The sequence below is a fragment of the Brevibacillus sp. genome (assembly GCF_003521185.1).
In the GTDB taxonomy this organism is placed as follows: Bacteria; Bacillota; Bacilli; order Brevibacillales; family Brevibacillaceae; genus Brevibacillus; species Brevibacillus parabrevis.
This window is the reverse complement of the sequence record NZ_DOTK01000052.1, coordinates 1-19,697: the sequence shown is the minus strand read 5'-3', so window position 1 is coordinate 19,697 and position 19,697 is coordinate 1. Positions and strand designations below refer to the sequence as shown.

Below are 19,697 nucleotides of genomic sequence, written 5' to 3'. Positions count from 1 at the left end.
AAAAGGAGGCTTCATCATGAAAGTTCTTTGTCTTGGCGGCGCGGGCCGGATTTGCCGGGAGTCGATTCTCGATTTGGTGCAGTATTCCAGCTTCGAGAAAATTACGGTAGCCGACTTCAATGAAACAGAAGGCCGCAAAATCGTGGAATCTTTGCAAGACCCTCGCGTCGACTTCATCCAGATCAACGTGCACGATCACGAGGATACGGTCAACAAGATGCGTGGATACGACATCGTCATGGACGGCACCACGATTACTTTGAACGGGCTTTCCACTGCCTGCATCGCGGAAGCCGGCTGCCACGGCGTCAATCTGAACGGCTTTGGCGCTGAAGAAGCCTCCGACCACATTTTCAAGCAAAACGGCAAAACATGCGTGCCTGGCTTCGGAATGACCCCCGGCGTCACGCAAATGATGGCGATGCATGCCGCGAATCAGCTGGATCGCGTGGAGTCCGTGCGCGTCAGCCACGGCGCTTTTCGCCCGATCGCTTTTTCCCGTTCGATCACCGAGACGACTACGTACGAATACGATCCGCTCCTGCCTGGCCGTGTCGTCTTTGAAAACGGCGAGTTCATCCAGGTGCCTCCGTTTGCCCGCCCTCGTGAAATCCAGCTGCCTGAGCCATATGGCCAAACCGTTCAGTACATCATCCCGCACGCGGAGACAAAAACATTGGCAACTGCGCTCGCCGACAAGCACGTACAGCTCATCGAAGTGCGCGGCACGTGGCCCGCGAAAAATATGCAGCTCGTTCGCGCCCTCTACGACTGGGGCTTCATGCGCAACGACAAGATCAACGTCAACGGCAAAGAAATCGGGATTCTCGATTGCATCAGCGAGTATTTGTTTCATTCGACAGAAGGGCAGGAAACCGAGCTGTACGGCTATTCGCTGCATGTGGAAGTCATCGGGGAAAAAGACGGGCAGCGCGTGCAACACGTTCTTTACCACACGCATCCCGCTTCCGACGGCTCCGTAGAAGGCTGGGAAAAACTGCGTGCCTACACGCGAAACGTAGGCATCCCGATGGCCATCGCAACCGAGATGATCGCCAAAGGCATGGTGAAAAAGACAGGCGTGCTCATCCCGGAGGACGCGTTTGACCCGGCTGAAGTGTTCGCCGAACTGGAAAAGCGCGGCATCTATATTCACGAGGAAATCACTCAGCTGGATGCGCAAACGAGCGAGTCTGTACAAGCTTCCCGCTAGGCTTTTGCATCCATGCTTGCAACGAGAAGAGGGGCCTTCCGTTTTTATGCGGAGGCCCCTCTTTTTCAGCTTAGCTTAATAATGACCACACCCGCGAGGATCAGTCCAATCGAGATCCATTTGACCAGGCTGACCTGCTCTTTGAGCCAGACGATGCCGATCAAGGTGGCGAAGACGATGCTGATTTCACGCACGGATGCCACATAGGTGACAGGCGTTGTTTGCATGGCGTAAACAGCGAGCGAGTTGGAAATAAACACAAAAATTCCCCCGGCCAGCGTATGCCACGGATACTTTTTCAACAAGGCGAGATACGACACTTTCCTCGCGGCCCTGCGATCAATCAGCCACTTCCCTGCAAACATCCCGAAAAACACGACGTATTTGAACAAAAGCCCGGACATCATCGCTGCGCCCATGCCGTCTACTACACTGCTGCAAGCCGAAAAGCTTCCGGCCAGAAACACCCACTTCATATTGCCCCAGTCTTTGACGATGCTCCCCAGCTCGCGCAGCGAAAACGTCCGCTGATTCATGAACACAACGCCTGCGACAATGACGAGAATGCCCAAATACCCCGTCCAGGCGATCGTCGTTCCGATCACTACGATACTGATGAGCGTTGTCACGATGGGAGCCGTTCCCCGCAAGATCGGGTAAGCATAGCTCAAATGATTTTTCTCGTATGCTTTGCCCAGAGCGACGAAGTACAGCACTTCCGAGCACGTGCTGAGCAACAGCCACTTGATCGCCCCCGGCGGAAAAGACGACGTCTGCCACAAGTAAAGGGCCAAAGGAAAGTACAGGATGACGGAAGCTCCCAAAATCAGCGTAAAAAAGGCGTCCCGCTCCTCGATTTTTTTGGAGAGGGCATTCCAGACCGCATGACAGACAGCCGCAAACAGCAAAATCAGCAAGATCGTGGTCGACATGTTTTTCCCAGCTCTCTTTTCTAAATGGCAAAAGGTGCAGTCTATCCGCAGACTACACCCGTTTTGTTGCTTATTGTTCTCGCGTTACTTCATAAGAATCGACAATTCCTACGATGACAGCATCAATCGGAACCTGTCTGTTCTGAAAAACGATCCGCGCAGGCGTACCGCCGGAAACGATGACCTTTTCGCCGATTCCCGCACCGATGCGGTCTGCGGCAATCACCGTTTGTCCACCTTCCCTGTCTTTCCAGTCAATGGGCTGGACGATCAGCAATTTCAAATTTTCCATGCCCGCTTCTTTTTGTGTGGACCAGACGCTGCCGATCACTTTTCCCAAAAACATGAGGCTCCCCCTTTATCGAACGTAGTGCACGACAATTCCTTTTTCTTTGAGCAAATCCGTCGCCAGAGGAGAAACGATCGTTCCTTCGCGCACCACAAGCTGCTGGTCGGGAAAATCGGCTTGTGCCCGAACCCATTCCGCGGTCAACAGCTTGGCAGAAACAATCGTCTGTGCATCAGCACCTGCACCTGACTGTTCACCTGTTTGCGCTTGCGTCTGAGCTTTTGCCCTGCTTTTGCGAATCGCCGCTTCTGCAAGCGACTTTTGCGGGTAAAACTCGACACCAAGCTCCTTCATGGCGCCGATGTGCCGCAAAAACAGCTTCTGGTACGCTGGTGGCAACGTCAGCGTCTTCAGGCATCGCCGATCCGAGCGCTTGAGTCCCGGCACATCTTCCCCTATCAAGACAGGCTTGCCGAGGACCAGTGCGGAAAAGACGATCTCTGCCTTGATCGTTCCCTTCAACCCTGCCGCCACTCTCGCCGCGTTGTCGAGGTCGATTTCCGGAATGATGACGCCGTCGTACTCCTTCGGCACCTCCAGCGGAAGCGGTGCGTACTCGTCTGCCGTGATGATTTTGCCCGCTCCGCCGCATTCGATGCGATGCATGCCGAGCCAGGACGACGTTTCCCCGTCCAAAAACAGAATGTCGTGACAAACTCCGTTATTTTGCAGTGCGATGAACTGGTCGTCAAACGACTCATGTGCGCGACTGTCACAGAAGATATACAACCATTTGGGCTTGTTCTCCTGCCTGGGGGACTGAATCATCGATTGCAAAAGCTCGCGAGTAATGGACTCGATCATTTGCCGCACGTCCATGTCCTCACCTCCCTGCCGTTCCATCAAGCTTTCCGTTTTTTCCGATGACGAGCACCTGATCATTCGTCTTCAAGCTGGCCGCGTTGGCTTCATCCAGATCGAGATGAAAATCGAGGGCGTACCTCGGGTTGATCCTGACTGTCACTTCCGGAAAAATGACAGGGCGTTCGCCCGTTGTTTGCAGCATCAGCGTATCTTGGTCGCTCACCTGAAAACGCCTGCCATCCTCTGGCGACATGTGCACATGGCTCTTCGCTACGATGACCCCCTTTTCCAGAACGACGCAGCCAGCAGGGCCGATCAACGTAATGCCCGGCGTCTCCTCCAGCATCCCCGACAACCGCACAGGCGGATGCAGCCCGAGCTGGAAGCCGTCCGTGCGGGAGATTTCCACCTGGCTCACTCCCCGCGCAGGACCGAGGATGCGCACGCCTTTCACCAATCCCTTCGGCCCGAGCAGCGTGAGCGTTTCCACAGCGGCAAACTGTCCCGGCTGGGAAAGAGGGCGCAGCGGCGCCAGTTGATAGCCTTTGCCGAACAATTTTTCTACATCTTCCATCGACAGATGAATGTGGCGGTTCGATACACCGACAGGGATTGACTTCTGCTCGCCCCCGCTCGCCCGTTGCGAATGAATCTCCTGCGCCTTCAAGACCTCCACGCGGATTCCTCTCCCCTTCAAAAAGTCGGATGCAGCTGGGGTGAATTTATCGTTGACGTGAACGGAAAACGGATTGGGGATTCCCGTTCTCAGCATGGCCCTCAGCGTCGTTTCCGTGATCAAGGCCATCCGTTAGCGACTATCCTTCCAGCTTGGGAAGAATCGACTCGATATCGGAGTGCGGTCGAGGAATGACGTGCACCGATTTCAGCTCCCCCACCTTTTGCGCTGCTTCTGCGCCTGCATCCGTCGACGCTTTTACCGCTCCTACATCGCCGCGCACCATGACCGTGACCAGTCCCCCGCCAACATGCACTTTCCCGATCAGCTTCACGTTCGCCGCCTTGACCATGGCGTCCGCAGCTTCCACCGCGCCAATCAAGCCTTTTGTCTCAACCATGCCGAGTGCTGCCATTTCTCCTGCCATCTAGTACGCCTCCTTACCTGCCGGAAGATTGCAGTTCCAACAGGACGCTTTTAATAATTTCCGCGATCTCATCTCTGCTGATGGCAGGCGCAGCCGCAGCAGCCACCGCCACTGGTATCGCCGCCTCTGTTTGCGCAAGCTGCATGTCCCGCAAGCCGAACGCTACCCGCTTGATGTTGAACAAATGCTGCGGACCGATGTTGTCAGACGTTACGTTGTTTCCCAGCGAACCGCAACCGAGCGTCAGGGAAGGCGCGATGCCTGTAGTGGCTCCGATGCCGCCAAAGGTCGTCCCACTGTTGACCACGATGCGCGACGCTGGCTTGTCGACGACGAACGATTCGATGACTTGCTGATCGCGACAATGAATGCCGAGCGTATGCCCCAGCCCGCCAAAAGCAAGCAGCTTGCTGCAAAGCGTGCTCGCCTCCCGGGTGTCTGCCACGGTGTACAGCGCAAGAATCGGGGCGAGCTTTTCCACGGAAAACGGATAGTCCAGCCCGACGCCTGTTTCTTCCGCGACCAGCAGTGTCGCGTCTTCCGGGACGAGTATGCCTGCCAGCTCAGCCAGCGCCTGCGGCGACTTGCCTACAATCGCCGGATTGAGGCTTTTCCCCGCCAAAATGACCGCCGCGACCCGCCGCGTCTCATGGTCATCCAGAAAGTACGCCCCTTGCCGCTTCAACTCCGCCACGACTTTGCGCTTGATGGATTGATCGACGACGAGAGACTGCTCCGATGCGCAAATCGTTCCGTAGTCAAACGTTTTGCTCTGGACCACTTGCCTGATCGCCGTCGGGATGTCCGCGCTGGCATGCACATAGACGGGCACATTCCCCGGCCCGACTCCATAGGCGGGCTTTCCGGAGCTGTAGGCAGCCTTCACCATCGCTGTCCCGCCTGTCGCCAAAATCAGGTCGGTCAAGGAGTGGTGCATCAGCTCCCGGTAGGCGGCCAAAGTCGGCTGTGTAATGCAGGCAATCAATCCGGCGGGCGCACCTGCGCGCTCTGCTGCCGCCTGGACGACTCTCGCCGCTTCTTTCGTACACTTTGCCGCCTGCGGATGCGGGCTGAACACAATCGCATTTCCTGCCTTCACACTGATCAACGCTTTGAAAATGACCGTCGAGGTAGGATTGGTTGAAGGAACGATTCCGGCGATCACGCCTACCGCCTGGGCAACCTCCCACACGCGGTTTTGCTCATCGCGATTAATAATCCCGACCGTCTTCATGTTTTGGATCGATTGATGGACGTCCTGGGCGGCAAACAAATTTTTCGCCGTCTTGTCCGCCGCCTTGCCGTATCCCGTTTCTTCTACTGCCATTGCTGCCAGGCGTCCTGCCTCTTGTCTCGCTGCTTCCGCCATGCTCTGGACGATTTGGTCGATCTGGGCCTGGCTCATCCCGGCAAGCCGCTTTTGCGCTTCCTTGGCGGTTTGCAAACACTGTCGCACTTCCTGCACGGATTGCAAATCTGCATCTAGCATCACGATAACGCCACCTCATTTCAGCCGATTGCGATTCATCTGATTGTTTCGTACAGCAACAAACCGTTGCGACTACGACTCCAGCTTTGGCAAAATCAGTTCAATATCCGAGTGCGGCCGCGGAATGACGTGTACCGAAACCAGCTCGCCCACTTTTTCCGCCGCCGCTGCTCCCGCATCCGTAGACGCCTTGACTGCCCCGACGTCTCCGCGAACCATTACCGTAACCAAACCGCCCCCGACATGCACCTTGCCTACGAGCTTCACATTCGCCGCCTTGACCATCGCATCAGCAGCTTCTACCGCTCCGATCAGTCCTTTTGTCTCTACCATTCCCAATGCATCACCCATGACTATTCCTCCTTACTGGTTGGTGTAGCTGTTTTTGCCGCATCGTTTTTTTGCTTGTCAGTCGCCTGTTTTCCCGCTGGCTTTGGCAGGTCTTTGGCCTTTTGCTTTTCCAGCTGTTGCAAGACCATCTGCATCACACTGCGGTCTGGCCGGGGGATGACGCGGGAGTGGCGAAGCTGGCCCACTCTTCTTGCCTCCGCTTCGCCTACCGCCACCGCAGCCGTAACAGAAGCGACATCCCCGACGATATAGATGGTGACAATCCCCGCATCCGCACCCTGATAGGTCACGCAGCGGACGTCTGCGGCTTTCGCAGCCGCATCGGTCGCCGCAACAAGGGCGGGAAAACCCACGGTTTCAATCATTCCCAGGGCGTAGCCGTTTTCTAGCATCTGGATCGCACTCTCCCTCGCAATCGAGTCAAAACTGTCTGAATAAGGCTGTTCTTTTTGAAAATACACGCAAAAGCAAATGCAATCAAGTTAATATTCTGTATTTACATTTTTTTAATTGATTTTAGTTGCGACTATGTCCAAAAAATAGAGAGCACTCCGTGTATGCCCCTGCTTCAATCTGCCACGATCCAGTTGACCCCTTTTGCGTCCAACTCGTGCAACCACTCGTGTGGAGCCGCAACATTGCTGATGACCGTATCGATTTGCTTCAAATCCGCGACCTTGTAAAAGGTGCTTACCCCGATTTTGGAATGATCGGTGAGCACGATGTTTTCCTTGGCGTTCTCGATGATCCGCTTGGCAATCATCGCTTTTTCGCAGTCATAGCTGGAGATTCCGTGCTGGGCCAGTATGCCGTCAATCGAGATAAACGCTTTGTCGACGAAAAAGCCTTGCATCATGTTTTCAGCCAGCGTGCCTGCCGTTCGGAAATGCTTCGGCTGTACCCTGCCGCCGATGAAGTAGATTTCCCCGCTGAACATCTCCTTGTTGTGGTACTCCATCATCAAGTTAAGGGCGGGAACGGAAATCGTGATCAGCTTCAAATTTTTGCGATTGACCAGAAAATGCAGCATGTGCAGCGTCGTCGTTCCGTCGTCTATGACAATGATATCGTTGTCCTGCACGAGGCTTGCCGCCGCTCGGCCGATGCGCCTTTTCTCGTCTGCATGCGATACTTCGCGCATCAGGTGAGACGGCTCCTCGCGGTCGTAGTTGATTTTGATCGCTCCGCCGTACACGCGCTTGAGCTGATTTTCATTTTCCAGCTCTTCGAGATACCTTCTGATCGTTTCCGACGATACTTGCAACTTCTCCACCAGCTCGTTGGTCCGCACTTTGCCGGCGTAGTTCAGCATGTTCAGGATCGTGTCCTTGCGCTCTTCCCCTATGAGAGACATGACCTGCTCCTACCAGAACATGTTTCGTTCAATCGCCTGTACCAGATGCTTCATGTCGTGCGGGTAGACCTCCCCGATATTGCCGATCCGAAACGTATCTGCTACCGAAATTTTGCCCGGATAAATCACGTAGCCTTCCTGTTTCAGTCGCTCGTAAAAAGCGGCAAACGTAAACTGCGGGCTGTCCGGGAAGTAGAACGAAGTGATGATCGGTGACTGTAGCTCGCGGCGCAGCAGCGTGCGGAAGCCAAGCGCTTCCATGCCTTCTACAAGTGTCCGCTGATTTTCCCGATAGCGGACTTGCCGCTTTTCCACGCCGCCTTCTTCCTCCAGCTCCAACAGAGCCTGATAAAAGGCGCGCACCACATGCGTCGGCGAAGTGTAGCGCCATTTGCCGTTGTGCTTTTCCATCGTCTCCCACTGATCGTACAAGTCGAGCGAGAGCGAACGCGCCTGCCCCTTGCACTTTTTCAGCTCCTCGGTTTTCGCCAGAATAAAGCCGAAACCGGGCACTCCCTGGATGCACTTGTTCGCGCTGCTGATCAAAAAGTCGATTTGCAAATCAGCTACGTCCATCGCGACTCCGCCAAAGCTGCTCATCGCATCGACGATGAAGACCTTTCCGTACTCCTTCGCGACCTTGCCGACCTCGGCAATCGGGTTCAACATGCCAGTCGTCGTCTCGCAATGCACCACGGCTACGTGCGTGACGTCTGTATCCTGCTCCAGCAGTTCCCGCAGCTTGTGCGGCTGGGCTTCATCCACTTCCCCGAAGTCGATGACGACTGTGTTGACCTTGAGCACTTGGGCCATTTGCGCCAAACGGTTGCCATAGGCACCGTTCGTCAGCACGACGAGTTTGCCGTCTGCCGGAACGGCGGAGCCTACGACCGATTCCACGGAAAAGCTGCCGCTGCCCTGCATCAGCACCGCTGTATAGTCGTCGTGGTTGTTGCCGGACAAGCGCACCAGCTTTTTGCGAATGTCCTGCACCAGATCGTTGTATTCGTTGTCCCATGTGCACCAGTCGCGCAGCATGGCAGCTTTTACGCTCTTGGACGTGGACAGCGGTCCGGGAGTCAAGAGCAGATACGGATTATCTGGCAATTGTGTGAGTTTCATCGCTTATCTCTCCTTTTGCGCGAGGCGCAAGTTGATTTTCGGAATCAGCTTATCGAGTTCGCCAATGCTGTCGATGACGTAGTCGGCACCGACAGACTTGAAGCGCTTGGCTACCGCCTCCATTTTGTCAGCCAGTTCGTCCGGGTCGCACTGATTCACCTGCTGCTCGGTCATCCCCAGCTCGCTGCTGCCCTTGATCACGCCGACAGCCCATGCTCCCGCTGCCACTGCCTCTTTTATATCGCTGGTCGTATCGCCGACTTTGATGATGTGCTTCATCGGGTGAACATCCAGATTGATCGCATTTTGATAGCACATCCACGGCAACGGACGTCCGGCAGGCATCTCGCTCGGCGTCACCATGGAGTCGGGCCAGTAGCCTTTCTTCTTTGCCTCTGGGGCCACGACCGCCATCATTTCGGCTGTGTAGCCCGTCGTCGAACCGATTTTGATTCCTGCCGCCCGCAGCCGCGCCACCAGCTCCAGCACACCGGGGATCGGGGTCGTGTAATTTTTCAGGATGGAAAACAGCATCGGCTCGAAGTCGGCGTACAGCATGTCGACATCTTTTTTCTCCGGCAGTCTGCCGTACTTGGCTCTCCACAGCTCCGCGACCCGGTCCATTTTCAGCATCGTGTCGATATGGTCCCATTTGAGCATCCCCATCGGCTCGCGAGCTTCTGCATGCGTAACCTCGATCCCCCGCTTCTTGAATACTTCCAGGAAAACGTCCAGCGGCGCGAAGCATCCGTAGTCGACGGTCGTTCCGGCCCAGTCAAAGATTACTGCTTGAATCATGTCTCTTCTCCCACCTTTTTATCTTTTTTGCCAAGCCCCCGTTTTCTCCCTCAGCTTCTTCGTTCCGATCTCGTAAATGATCCGCACCAGCACGTTGGTCAGTACGATCAAGACAGACATGGCGGCAGCGGGAGCAACATCGCCCGCGTCATCCATGTTGACAATCGAGACGGAGGCCAACTTGAAATCGGCTGAGTAAAGAAAGACGACGGCAGAAATCGTAACCATGGAGTTGATGAAGTAGTAGACGGCGTTTTCCAAGATAGCAGGCAGGGACATGGGAACCGTCACCCGCCAGAAGGTGACGTAGAACGGAACACCCATCGACTCGGAGGCAAGCTCAAATTCCTTGTCCAGTTTTTTCAGCGCCGTCGTCGCGGAAATAAACGGCACCGCGTAAAAGTGAATCACGTTCGCCAAAATCAGGATGACGATGGAACCGTACATCCAGTTAAGCGGATTGTCGGGATGGTTGAAGAAAAAGATGTAGGCAAGACCGATGACCAGCCCGGGCAAAGCAAGCGGCAAGATGGACAGGAAGTAGCCGACCTGCCGCATTCCTTTCATGAAGCGCGTCTTTTCGATCAGGTACGCATTGATGAAGGTGACGACCGTCCCTGCCACCGCACTGTAAAAGGCAACGAGCACACTGTTCCAGAACGGCTGCATCCCTTCCCCGGCTACCTTGGAAAAGTCGTAGTGCGTGACCGTCATCGTCAGGTCGTACGGCCAAACCTTGACGAGCGAGGCAAAAATCACCGTGATGAGCATCAGAAAAATCGTCGCGGTAATCAGCGAGCAATAGACGAAAAAAGCGTTGTCGCGTCCGCGCTGCGGCACGATTTTGTACGGCGTGGACTTCGCATTTACGGATGAGTTTTGCTTCCGCTCCACGATCCGGTCCACGATGAAGGCGAGAATCGCCGGAAGAATCAAAATAATTCCGACCGTAGCCCCCATGGTCGTATTTTGTTGACCGATCACTTGCTTGTAGATGTCTGTCGCCAAAACGTTGAATTGTCCGCCGACCACTTTTGGCGCCCCGAAATCGGTAAAGCTGAGCGTAAAGCAGACGAAAATCGCGCTGACCAGACCGTATTTCACGTTGGGGAGCGTCACGGTCAAAAACTTGCGCAGCTTGCTTGCCCCCATCGTCTCCGCCGCTTCGTACAGGTTGTAGTCGGCAAAAGCAAGCGACACCGCGAGGATCAAATACGCCTGCGGGAAGGTGTAGAACAACTCGGACAAAATGATCCCGAGCGGCCCGTACAGCTCCACCTCAAATCCGGGAAAGACTCCGAAAAACCCGGTCGTAATGATTCCCTGATTCCCGAACAAATACGTCAGGGCAATCCCGTGCATCATCGTCGGCGCAAACAGCGGCAGCAATGCCACATAACGGAAAAATACTTTCCCTCTCATATTCGTCCGCGTCAGGGCAAAGGCGTACAAAAAGGCGAGCGTAACAGACAGGATCGTGGTGACGCCGGAAACGTACATCGTATTGACAAAAGACTGCACCAAGGCCGGAGTCTCAAAATATTTGATAAAGTTGGCCAGACCGATGTACTCGCCTGTTTCATTGATGAACGCTTTGCTGAACAAATCGCCAAGCGGCATCAACACGGTGATGAACAGCACGAGGACGATGCATGCAATCAACAGCCGCTGCAACCACTCATCCCGGCCCATTTTTTGTCTGACGGTTCGCGTGCTCATGTCAATCACTCCCCGTCTTCTTCGCCACCGCCGCCTGGTCAAACGAGATCAGATTTTCCAGCGGCAGCTCAAACGCTACCTGCTTGTCGCGCCTAAGTCCAAGGCGATGCGTCTGGGATACGGGCAAATCAATCGTCACCAGCTGCGGATGCAGTCCCTTTTGCTGATTGATCAACTGCATCGTCACACGGTAAAAGGAACCGCGAAACTCCATGTCGGAGACGACCGCTCTCAGGCTGTAGTCGGCTGGCGGCTCCATCAGGTTAATGTTTTCCGGCCGAATCGCAAACAGCCGATCTTGCCCGAGCGCACTGCCGCTGACGACGGATTCCTCCAAAAAATTGATCGCGCCCACAAAATCCGCCACAAACGGGCTGTTCGGCTTCTCGTATATTTCCTGCGGTGTGCCTACCTGAACGATCTCCGCGTTGTTCATCACTACAATCCGGTCAGCCATCGTCAGCGCCTCGTCCTGATCGTGCGTCACCATGATGGTCGTGATCCCGATCTTTTCATGCAGGCTTCTCAGCTCGCGGCGCAGCTTCAGCCGCACCTTCGCATCGAGAGCGGACAACGGCTCATCCAGAAGCAAAAAGTCGGGGGACAAGGCAATCGCGCGAGCCAGGGCGACACGCTGCTGTTGTCCGCCAGAGAGCTGGGACGGGTATTTGTCGCGGATGTGCTCCAGATCGATCAGCGCCAAAACTTCTCGAACCTTCGCATCCACCTCTTTTTTAGACATTTTTTTCGCCTGGAGGCCATATGCGATGTTCTGTCCCGCCGTCAAATTCGGAAACAGGGCGTACGATTGGAACATCATCCCGAAGTTGCGCTTTGCCGGCGGCAACGTGGTAATGTCCCGATCATTGACGAGAATTTTTCCGCCCGTTGGCTGTTCCAATCCCGCCAGTATGCGCAGCAGAGTCGTTTTCCCGCAGCCGCTTGGGCCGAGCAAGCAAATAAATTCGTTCTTTTGGATGTCAATATCGATCGATGTGAGAGCTACAAACTTGCCAAACGTCTTTCGGATGCCTTGGATGCTCAAATATGGCTTTGTCATACGCTCCTCCTTTCGCCTGTTGTCGGAAATGGGCTGTTGCATGTACGCCTTCATCAGCTTTTCGGCTCGCTCTTGGTGCTGTATCGTTTGTTCCATTCTTCCAAAATCGCCGGACGCGCTTTTGCCGTCTCGTTCAGGTCGTTGTGGATCAGTTGGGATAGCGGATCTTTCGTGTAGCCCTCTGGCAGTGTCGTGCTTGCGTTGTTGACCGTGATGATCGCGAAGTTTTTGTTGTACTCCTTCATCGCCTCATCGGAGATCGCCCAATCCAAAAACAGCTTCGCTTCCGGTTTGATCTCGGCTTTTTTCACGAGTGCATTGGCTTCTACGTCCCAGCCTGCCCCCTCTGGCGGGAAGACGATTTCCAGCGGTGCGCCCTTCTTCTTCTCGGTAATCCCCCGGTAGCCAAACGAGATGCCGATCGGATACTCTCCCGCTGCTGCCATCTTCGCAGGCTTGGAGCCGGAGTGCGTGTACAGCGCGATGTTGTCGTGCAGCTTATCCATATAGCCCCACGCTTCTTTGTCTCCGTACAGCTCGATCCAGGCGGCAACCGTGAAAAATCCGGTTCCTGACGACGCAGGGTTTGGCATGACGATCAGCCCTTTGTATTCAGGCTTGGTCAAATCAGCGTATGATTTCGGGATGGGCAGATTGCGCTTCTCCAGCTCTTTTGTGTTGACGACAAAAGCGGTTTCAAATGCATCGATGCCGACCCAATGGGCGGGGTCTTTGGAATCTTTGAACTCCGGCGAAATGCGCTCGATTCCTTTTGGCGTATAACCTTCCAGCACGCCTTGAAACTCTGCGCCCAAAAGCTCTGTCGCCGCGGTTCCCCAGACGACGTCGGCTTTCGGATTGTCTTTTTCCGCAATCAGCTTGGCGACGATGACACCAGTAGAGTCTCTGACGATGTTCAACTTGATTTCAGGGTGTGCGCGATTGAAGGCTTCCACATACGCTTTCAGCTGGTCATCCTCCAGAGCGGTATAGACAGTCAGCTCGGACGAACCTGACTTTGCCCCTGTCGAACCTCCGGATTGCCCACATCCTGCCAGCAAAGCAGCCGCTAGAATCCCCACTACCATAGAGCCAATCCACTTTTTCATCCTGAATCCTCCCCTTTGTTTCTGATCCATGCTCCCCTTCCAAGCTGCCTGACGGTAAAGACAAGACTAATTCCATGTGTGATTAGTTTGTTTTCCCGTTTTTTAGTTGTTTTTGTTTTTATTATATATGTAATGTTCTTAAAATTTCAAATATTTTTTGAAAAAGAAAAATCGAGCCAAAAAGCCCGATTTTGCGCGATTCTTTTATATGCATCCTTGCCTGCTCTGCTTGTCTACAAGGAAACTAGCGTCCTTTTTCGTTGCTCAAAGGTTGCGATATGTTGGTATCCTGACTGTTTCAGTGTATTTCTTGCCTGTTCCAGATAGCTGCCCAGGTGGTCGGGAAAGTGCGAATCGGACGAAGTCGTAATCGGCACGTCATGCTCTCGCAAAATGCGCAAAAAGCTTTCGCTTGGGCACATTTCCTTTACCGGATAGCGATAGTACAGCCCTGTGTTGATCTCCGTTGCGACATCGTGCTGTTTCAACAGCCCGGCGATCCGCCTGTAGAGCGGAACAAGCTCGGCTTCTGGCGGCCGATGACCGAACACTTTCAAGTTGTCCAAATGCGCCACGATGTCAAAAAGTCCGCTGGCTACCGCCTGCCCGACCACCGCAAACGTCTCCTCGTACAAATCAAGCAAAGACATCGCAAGGAAACACTCCTGCGTCTGCGGGTTGTCGAAGCCCCAGCCGCTGGCAAAATGAATCGAGCCAATCACATGATCCCACGGATAGTTGGCAACGAGCGGAGCGAGCACCTCTTCTCCCCCGGAAAAGTAGTCGGCCTCGATGCCAAGGCGCAGAGCGATCCCGTCCTCCGCCCAGACTGGTTGCTGGGAGAGAATAAACGAGACAAACTCGTCGATCGAGGTAGTGCACACCTGATCGAGCCACTCGCGCTGCAATCGGCCCAGCTCGTCATCCGCGAGATGCATGTGCTGCTCGAAGTACGGCTTGAACTCTCGAAAACGATACAGGTGATCGACCACGCCGACTTCCTGCAAGCCGAGCTGCTTGGCCCGCACGCGATACAAATCCAGCCACTCGCGGGAGAACGCGCCTTGCGCGACTCTTTTGCCCATTCTCGCTGCCATTTCCTCCATCCAGGCAAGCGAATGTCTGGGAGAGTCCGGCTGCTGAAAAAATAGCAACGCTTCTGCTGTGCGGGTGAGCCACCTCAAAGAATACGGCCCTTCTTCCAGATGGACGTGATAATCGACTTTCATTTGGCTTCCTCCCCGGGAACTTTGCGTCTCGAACTGCTCCAAGCTTGCCACGCAAGCTGCTGCTGGCGCTTTGGTGAAAGTTCCGCCTTTGTTGTTTTTGTTTGTTTTTATTTTGAAAAGTAGTTTTTTTGTGCTTTTTCATTGATTTTCTTTATTATAAAATCTGCCCCGCTGCCATACAATTGTTTTCGCGTAAAATGCTGGGCAAACAAAAAACCGGAAAGCTCCCATGGCGTTCCGGTTGCGTTGCTACGTTTTCGGGTCATCCCACATCTCCTGCGTCATGGCGACAAACGCCCGAATCGCTGCTTCCTGATTGCGTTCCTTCAAATAGATCAAAGACGTGCGCAGTTTTTTGGCAAAACGGTGGAGAACGACCAGCTTGCCAGCCGCAATTTCTTCTTCGACAATCGCCTCGCCCAATACACAGCACCCGGTCTGGCTCAGAGCGGCTTGCTTGATCCCTGCTTCGCTGCCGAACTCGATAATCGTAGTCGGCTTGAAGTCGATTTCGGCATACAGATTGCCGCCGATCTTTTCGACCATCCCGTCTTTGAGGAACGGAACGGTGTGGAGCAGCGTTTGCTTATCGCGCCCTGCAAGCAGTTCAGGCGCTGCCAGCAGCACAAAATCTTCCTCTCCGATCGGGACGACTTCCAGATCGGGGTTGAGGCAGTCGCCCGCTATAATTCCCACATCCGCCTGATGGGCACAAACCAGCTTCGTCGTCTCCACACTGTTGCAGGAGATCATTTGCAAGCGAACTTGCGGGTAGTCTTTCAAGTAGCGCCCAATAATGCCGGGCATGTAACGCGTACAGTAAAACTCCGGGCTGGAGACGACCAGCGGGCCATACGGGATATCCAGCTTCCGCAAGTCGTCATCCAGCTCCCCCATGACGGCGAGCAGACGATCCGCATGATGCTTCAGCAGCTTTCCCGCGGGCGTGAGGTAGTTTTGCCTGCCCACCCGTGTGAACAACGGTCGGCCGATCTCTTTTTCCAGTGCCTTGATTTGCAGCGTGATTCCTGGTTGACTGTACCCGAGCTGCTCAGCCGCTTTCGTCAGATTCAACTGCTCGGCTGCCACCTGGAACGTTCGGAGGTGACGCAATTCCATCTGTCCAACACACTTTCTTGAAAAAGATTTCCCTCATCGTACCACAGCGCCGCTCTCCTGTCTTTTGGAACGAATCGACCAGTCAGCACTCAGCAGGTGATTCGGTAAGGAAGCTGCGGGTGCGACTGAAAATGTCTTGGCTGACCTGGATCGCTTGCCGCCTCCACCGAGATCGGATGAATGGAAGCTCCCCTGTCTGTCGGGAACCATGGACGGCTTTCTTTGACAAGCACGAGAACCCCATCCTGGTCGCCGTAGAAACGAAAAGTGGTTGATTCCGGCTCGAATGCATTCGGAATGGGTATTGATTGTAAAAAAGCTGTGTACGTCGGAACATCAGGTACAGGCATCCCGATTTCCTGGATCGACAGCCAGCTAGTTTTCGCTTCGCTCGGAAAAGCCAGCATTTCCAGGATGTTGCCCTCAGGGTCCAAAAAGTAGAGCTGTTTGCCTTTCCATGTGTAGGACTGCATGATCTCTTGCCCGTCTTTGCCGCGCAAAACAAGCCCGCGCTGCTGGATCACTTTGGCTAAAGCGTCAAAGGCCGTCTCGGCAATCCCGCAGGCAAAGTGGTAAAACGGCTTTTCCGCTACCTGTTCAAAAACGAGCAGAGCGTCGCCCACCCGTACAGAAAAGGAGTGCTCCGAACGCTCGGAAAGCGGCATTTGCAAGACGCTTGTATAAAAGGCCAGCATCTCTTCCAGCATGGTTGTCGTTAGCGTGACTTTTTGCCATTTCACTGTCAGCTCACTTCCTTTCCCTTCCATATTAGCATGCCGGATAAAAGCCACGGCAAGCATTAGAAAACTTGGCTGCACTTGTACTGAATAAGCATCTTATACATTCTTATCTGTATAAAAAAGCAAGCTATCCAAACGAGAATAGCTTGCCTTGCCGCATATGTGCTTTGTCGCCTCAGGCGAATCGCTTCACCAAGTTCAGGAACAGGTCGATGGCCGTCCCGATTTCTTCTTCATCAATGTCGAACTCGGGATGATGATGGGGAAAAGCGCTCTTTGCGCCGCCCATTCCGACCAGCAAATACGCACTCGGCTTGCTCAGCGCGTAAAACGCAAAATCTTCCGCCCCCATAACTGGCTCTACTTTCGTCGCCACTTCGTCTCCATACACTTCGCGAATCACTTTTTCCGCAAACAAACCGAGATTTTTATCATTGATGAGCGGCGGTGTTCCCAAAATGTAGTCGACTTCTCCCGCTCCCCCGAACGTCAGGCACATTCCTTCTACCAGCTTTTTCATTTCCCGGAAAATGTACTGCCTCGTCTCTTCGGAAAACGTGCGAATCGTGCCTGTGATCACCGCTTCATTCGGGATGATGTTGTAGTTCGATCCAGCGGTCACTTGTCCGACTGAAATGACAGCAGGTTCTACCGGATTGATTTTCCGGCTGACAATCGATTGCAGACCAATCAACAAATGCCCTGCGATATACGTCGGATCGACTGTTTCGTGCGGGGATGAGCCGTGCCCGCCTTGCCCCTTGATCGTGATGCGAAAATCATCGGAGGAAGCGAGCATCGCGCCATGCGAATAACCGAGCTTCCCTTTTGGCAGAGCTGACATCAAATGCAGGCCAAATACGGCATCCGCCGACTCGATCGCGCCTTGCTCAACCAAGGCCTTTGCCCCGCTCGGAGACATCTCCTCTGACGATTGGAACAAGAAAAGAATATTCGCCTTGACCGCGTCCCGGTTTTCCGCCATCCACTTTGCTACAGCAAGCAAAATAGCCGTGTGTCCGTCATGTCCGCAAACGTGCGCCACTCCAGGCACTGTCGACAAATACGGCTTGTCTCCTTCTTCGTCAATCGGCAATGCGTCAATATCGGCACGCAGAGCAATCGTCTTGTGCCCATCTGTCCCTTTCAAATAGCCGACCAGATTCGGCGGCTGAAAATCGAGAATCTCGATGCCCAGTTCTTCCAACACGCCCCGGATATAGGCGCAAGTCTGATACTCTTCCCCAGACAGCTCAGGATAAGCATGCAAATGGCGTCTGTGAGCGACAGCCCACTCGGTAAGATTTGTTTCCACAATTGTCCGCATATGTTTCACTCCTCCTTAAAATGGTCCATAGCCAATCGCGTGCGCCAATATGACGGCGACGACTGCAATGCCGTATTGCATGAGCAAAAGCGGGAACAGCCATCTGATCCAGCTCAAGTAAGAAATGCCCGCCATCCCGACTCCCGCTACTGCAATGCCAGGAATCACGATATTGGAAATGCCGTCTCCGAACTGGAAAGCCAGCACAGCGGTCTGACGAGTGATGCCTACCAACTCGGACAACGGAGTCATGATCGGCATGGTGAGAGCAGCCATTCCGCTTCCCGATGGGATAATAAAGCTCAAAACTGTTTGGAAACCCAGCATACCAACAGCTGTCAAGGAAGGCGGCAGGTCCTGGATGACCGCTGCCGAATAGTACAGGATCGTGTCCATGATCTGCCCGTCGTTCAGCACGACGACAATCGCTCTCGCCACGCCGATAATCATCGCCCCCGCGAGCAAGGACGATGCACCTTTCATGAAAGCGTCCACCATTTCATTGGCGCTCAGACGGCCAATCAATCCGACGATGACCCCGAGCAGGATGAACAAGCCGGCAATTTCCGTGATGTACCAGCCAAACTCGATCACGCCTACGGCAATCGTGACGAGATTGAGCAAAAAGCAAGCCAGGATCAGCTTGTGGCGCTGCTCAAAAACCACATTTCCGCCAAACATGTCGCGGACACTCTCACGGTTGTAGAAACCGTAAATGCCAAGCTCCGGATTCTTTTTCACTTTCATCGCGTGGCGGTAGACAAAAATAACTGCCACCACATACATGACCACAAACACTCCGATGCGAAAGCCGATCCCCGAAAAAGGCGGCAGCTCGGCAATTCCTTGCGCGATCCCGATCGTAAACGGATTCATGATAGCCGAAGTAAAACCTACCGAAGCCCCCACCAGCACAATGGCAGCACCTGTCATCGCATCGAATCCGAGCGCCACACAGAGCGGAACCAAAATGGCGATGTACGGCAGCGTCTCTTCAAACATCCCGATCAACGAGCCACCTGCGGCAAAAAACAGCATCATCGATGGGATCAGCCATTTTTCCTTGTTGCCAAGCTTTTTCGTCAAGGAATAAATGAACGCCTCCATCGCCCCTGTCGCACTGAGAATGCCGTACGAACCGCCGATAATCAGCACGAAAAACATGATGCTGGCGGAATCAACCATTCCGGTATGAATGCTGTTCAAAAAGCCCATGAAGCCAATCGGCGATGATGCGGTGTACTGAAAAGAATCCGCCTGAACGACGCTGCGTCCATTCACGTCGATTCGGGCATATTCGCCTGCGGGGATCAAATAGGTAAAAAGAACACAGACAGCCAAAATTCCTAGCAACAGCACGAATACATTGATTTCCGTCAATCTGCTTAACGCTTTTTGCTTCAAGACAGCTCGCCCCCCTTGCCCTCTCTTTGTCTCTTGCCATGGTGTATTCGTTTTCATAGTAGCACCATTTGAAATAATGAAAAAATTACAAAGTCATATGTATGGCATTTCAAATCATTATGGAAGGAGACGGGGCGAGAGTGAATGAAGTGCTTGGGTAGCGCTTTGCAGGTTGCTTCATCGGTACTTTTGAAGCGGGTTTCAAGGAAAGTGTCAAAGGCAAGTACATAAAAGCTGGCTTGGGTAGCGCTTTGCAGTTTACGTCATCGATACTTTAGATGTGGCGAGGAAAGAGACGAATCGCTGTAGCTTCTTGGGATACCCCCTGTGGGTCTAGACTGCACGGCTCCGGGGAAAAAGCAAAACCGCGTCAAAAGCAGTAGCTCACGGAAAGCGGGCGCACGTTGACGCTTAAAACCGTGTTTCGCTTTTTCCTCGGAACCTCGGTCGGTATCCCAAAGAGCTTTCGCGGATT

General features: G+C 53.9%; 20 protein-coding genes. 1 reads left to right on the top strand and 19 read right to left on the bottom strand.

Features of this window, described 5'->3' with window-relative positions; translation table 11 throughout:
• Window positions 1–16 precede the first annotated feature (16 nt).
• The gene (locus tag DEP07_RS16735; RefSeq protein WP_173597604.1) at window positions 17–1,213 is read left to right on the top strand and encodes a saccharopine dehydrogenase family protein; all 1,197 of its coding nucleotides are present in this window, start codon (window positions 17–19) and stop codon (window positions 1,211–1,213) included.
• A 65-nt stretch (window positions 1,214–1,278) separates the two neighbouring features.
• Here the strand turns inward: DEP07_RS16735 and DEP07_RS16730 are convergent, their stop codons facing one another.
• The 19 genes from DEP07_RS16730 to DEP07_RS16640 form a co-directional block, all read right to left on the bottom strand.
• Window positions 1,279–2,145, bottom strand: a complete 867-nt coding sequence (locus DEP07_RS16730; protein ID WP_122964707.1) for a DMT family transporter — start codon at window positions 2,143–2,145, stop codon at window positions 1,279–1,281.
• Between the two features lie 70 nt (window positions 2,146–2,215).
• Window positions 2,216–2,491 (bottom strand): EutN/CcmL family microcompartment protein, encoded by a 276-nt coding sequence (locus DEP07_RS16725; RefSeq protein WP_122964706.1) that lies wholly within the window; start codon window positions 2,489–2,491, stop codon window positions 2,216–2,218.
• A gap of 12 nt (window positions 2,492–2,503) precedes the next feature.
• Entirely contained in the window at window positions 2,504–3,313 is an 810-nt protein-coding gene (locus DEP07_RS16720) for a hypothetical protein (protein WP_122964705.1), read from the bottom strand.
• A gap of 4 nt (window positions 3,314–3,317) precedes the next feature.
• On the bottom strand, window positions 3,318–4,103 hold the full coding sequence (pduL, locus tag DEP07_RS16715; RefSeq protein WP_122964704.1) for a phosphate propanoyltransferase: 786 nt from the start codon (window positions 4,101–4,103) through the stop codon (window positions 3,318–3,320).
• Window positions 4,104–4,113: 10 nt separating this feature from the next.
• Window positions 4,114–4,401: a BMC domain-containing protein gene (locus tag DEP07_RS16710; protein ID WP_122964703.1), complete on the bottom strand. Its 288-nt coding sequence runs from the start codon at window positions 4,399–4,401 to the stop codon at window positions 4,114–4,116.
• A 13-nt stretch (window positions 4,402–4,414) separates the two neighbouring features.
• Window positions 4,415–5,893, bottom strand: a complete 1,479-nt coding sequence (locus DEP07_RS16705) for an acetaldehyde dehydrogenase (acetylating) (RefSeq protein ID WP_217022284.1) — start codon at window positions 5,891–5,893, stop codon at window positions 4,415–4,417.
• A gap of 69 nt (window positions 5,894–5,962) precedes the next feature.
• Window positions 5,963–6,241: a BMC domain-containing protein gene (locus DEP07_RS16700; RefSeq protein ID WP_122964701.1), complete on the bottom strand. Its 279-nt coding sequence runs from the start codon at window positions 6,239–6,241 to the stop codon at window positions 5,963–5,965.
• 2 nt (window positions 6,242–6,243) lie between these two features.
• Window positions 6,244–6,633, bottom strand: coding sequence for a BMC domain-containing protein (locus DEP07_RS16695; protein ID WP_122964700.1), 390 nt, complete (start codon window positions 6,631–6,633; stop codon window positions 6,244–6,246).
• Window positions 6,634–6,809: 176 nt separating this feature from the next.
• Window positions 6,810–7,595, bottom strand: coding sequence for a DeoR/GlpR family DNA-binding transcription regulator (locus DEP07_RS16690; protein WP_122964699.1), 786 nt, complete (start codon window positions 7,593–7,595; stop codon window positions 6,810–6,812).
• A gap of 9 nt (window positions 7,596–7,604) precedes the next feature.
• Complete coding sequence (gene phnW / locus DEP07_RS16685; RefSeq protein WP_173599215.1) at window positions 7,605–8,717, bottom strand: 2-aminoethylphosphonate--pyruvate transaminase; 1,113 nt, start codon at window positions 8,715–8,717, stop codon at window positions 7,605–7,607.
• Window positions 8,718–8,720: 3 nt separating this feature from the next.
• The gene (gene phnX / locus DEP07_RS16680; RefSeq protein ID WP_122964697.1) at window positions 8,721–9,515 is read right to left on the bottom strand and encodes a phosphonoacetaldehyde hydrolase; all 795 of its coding nucleotides are present in this window, start codon (window positions 9,513–9,515) and stop codon (window positions 8,721–8,723) included.
• A gap of 18 nt (window positions 9,516–9,533) precedes the next feature.
• Window positions 9,534–11,234 (bottom strand): putative 2-aminoethylphosphonate ABC transporter permease subunit, encoded by a 1,701-nt coding sequence (locus DEP07_RS16675; RefSeq protein ID WP_280648511.1) that lies wholly within the window; start codon window positions 11,232–11,234, stop codon window positions 9,534–9,536.
• Between the two features lies 1 nt (window position 11,235).
• Window positions 11,236–12,294 (bottom strand): putative 2-aminoethylphosphonate ABC transporter ATP-binding protein, encoded by a 1,059-nt coding sequence (locus tag DEP07_RS16670; RefSeq protein WP_122964695.1) that lies wholly within the window; start codon window positions 12,292–12,294, stop codon window positions 11,236–11,238.
• Window positions 12,295–12,347: 53 nt separating this feature from the next.
• On the bottom strand, window positions 12,348–13,403 hold the full coding sequence (locus tag DEP07_RS16665; protein WP_280648512.1) for a putative 2-aminoethylphosphonate ABC transporter substrate-binding protein: 1,056 nt from the start codon (window positions 13,401–13,403) through the stop codon (window positions 12,348–12,350).
• Window positions 13,404–13,636: 233 nt separating this feature from the next.
• A complete protein-coding gene (locus tag DEP07_RS16660; RefSeq protein ID WP_287102763.1) occupies window positions 13,637–14,632 on the bottom strand; it encodes a histidinol phosphate phosphatase domain-containing protein in 996 nt (331 codons plus the stop codon).
• Between the two features lie 249 nt (window positions 14,633–14,881).
• Window positions 14,882–15,751: a LysR family transcriptional regulator gene (locus DEP07_RS16655; RefSeq protein ID WP_217022282.1), complete on the bottom strand. Its 870-nt coding sequence runs from the start codon at window positions 15,749–15,751 to the stop codon at window positions 14,882–14,884.
• An 89-nt stretch (window positions 15,752–15,840) separates the two neighbouring features.
• Window positions 15,841–16,491, bottom strand: coding sequence for a VOC family protein (locus DEP07_RS16650; RefSeq protein WP_122964756.1), 651 nt, complete (start codon window positions 16,489–16,491; stop codon window positions 15,841–15,843).
• A 175-nt stretch (window positions 16,492–16,666) separates the two neighbouring features.
• Window positions 16,667–17,818, bottom strand: a complete 1,152-nt coding sequence (locus DEP07_RS16645; protein ID WP_122964691.1) for a M20 metallopeptidase family protein — start codon at window positions 17,816–17,818, stop codon at window positions 16,667–16,669.
• A 15-nt stretch (window positions 17,819–17,833) separates the two neighbouring features.
• Complete coding sequence (locus DEP07_RS16640; protein WP_122964690.1) at window positions 17,834–19,279, bottom strand: YfcC family protein; 1,446 nt, start codon at window positions 19,277–19,279, stop codon at window positions 17,834–17,836.
• Window positions 19,280–19,697: the final 418 nt, after the last annotated feature.

Excerpts from the sequence above, each read along its gene's own strand:
- DEP07_RS16735 (WP_173597604.1), top strand. The coding sequence starts at position 17 with ATGAAAGTTCTTTGTCTTGGCGGCGCGGGCCGGATTTGCCGGGAGTCG.
- DEP07_RS16730 (WP_122964707.1), bottom strand. The coding sequence starts at position 2,145 with ATGTCGACCACGATCTTGCTGATTTTGCTGTTTGCGGCTGTCTGTCAT.
- DEP07_RS16725 (WP_122964706.1), bottom strand. The coding sequence starts at position 2,491 with ATGTTTTTGGGAAAAGTGATCGGCAGCGTCTGGTCCACACAAAAAGAA.
- DEP07_RS16720 (WP_122964705.1), bottom strand. The coding sequence starts at position 3,313 with ATGGACGTGCGGCAAATGATCGAGTCCATTACTCGCGAGCTTTTGCAA.
- pduL (WP_122964704.1), bottom strand. The coding sequence starts at position 4,103 with ATGGCCTTGATCACGGAAACGACGCTGAGGGCCATGCTGAGAACGGGA.
- DEP07_RS16710 (WP_122964703.1), bottom strand. The coding sequence starts at position 4,401 with ATGGCAGGAGAAATGGCAGCACTCGGCATGGTTGAGACAAAAGGCTTG.
- DEP07_RS16700 (WP_122964701.1), bottom strand. The coding sequence starts at position 6,241 with ATGGGTGATGCATTGGGAATGGTAGAGACAAAAGGACTGATCGGAGCG.
- DEP07_RS16695 (WP_122964700.1), bottom strand. The coding sequence starts at position 6,633 with ATGCTAGAAAACGGCTACGCCCTGGGAATGATTGAAACCGTGGGTTTT.
- DEP07_RS16690 (WP_122964699.1), bottom strand. The coding sequence starts at position 7,595 with ATGTCTCTCATAGGGGAAGAGCGCAAGGACACGATCCTGAACATGCTG.
- phnW (WP_173599215.1), bottom strand. The coding sequence starts at position 8,717 with ATGAAACTCACACAATTGCCAGATAATCCGTATCTGCTCTTGACTCCC.
- phnX (WP_122964697.1), bottom strand. The coding sequence starts at position 9,515 with ATGATTCAAGCAGTAATCTTTGACTGGGCCGGAACGACCGTCGACTAC.
- DEP07_RS16675 (WP_280648511.1), bottom strand. The coding sequence starts at position 11,234 with ATGAGCACGCGAACCGTCAGACAAAAAATGGGCCGGGATGAGTGGTTG.
- DEP07_RS16670 (WP_122964695.1), bottom strand. The coding sequence starts at position 12,294 with ATGACAAAGCCATATTTGAGCATCCAAGGCATCCGAAAGACGTTTGGC.
- DEP07_RS16665 (WP_280648512.1), bottom strand. The coding sequence starts at position 13,403 with ATGAAAAAGTGGATTGGCTCTATGGTAGTGGGGATTCTAGCGGCTGCT.
- DEP07_RS16660 (WP_287102763.1), bottom strand. The coding sequence starts at position 14,632 with ATGAAAGTCGATTATCACGTCCATCTGGAAGAAGGGCCGTATTCTTTG.
- DEP07_RS16655 (WP_217022282.1), bottom strand. The coding sequence starts at position 15,751 with ATGGAATTGCGTCACCTCCGAACGTTCCAGGTGGCAGCCGAGCAGTTG.
- DEP07_RS16645 (WP_122964691.1), bottom strand. The coding sequence starts at position 17,818 with ATGCGGACAATTGTGGAAACAAATCTTACCGAGTGGGCTGTCGCTCAC.
- DEP07_RS16640 (WP_122964690.1), bottom strand. The coding sequence starts at position 19,279 with ATGAAAACGAATACACCATGGCAAGAGACAAAGAGAGGGCAAGGGGGG.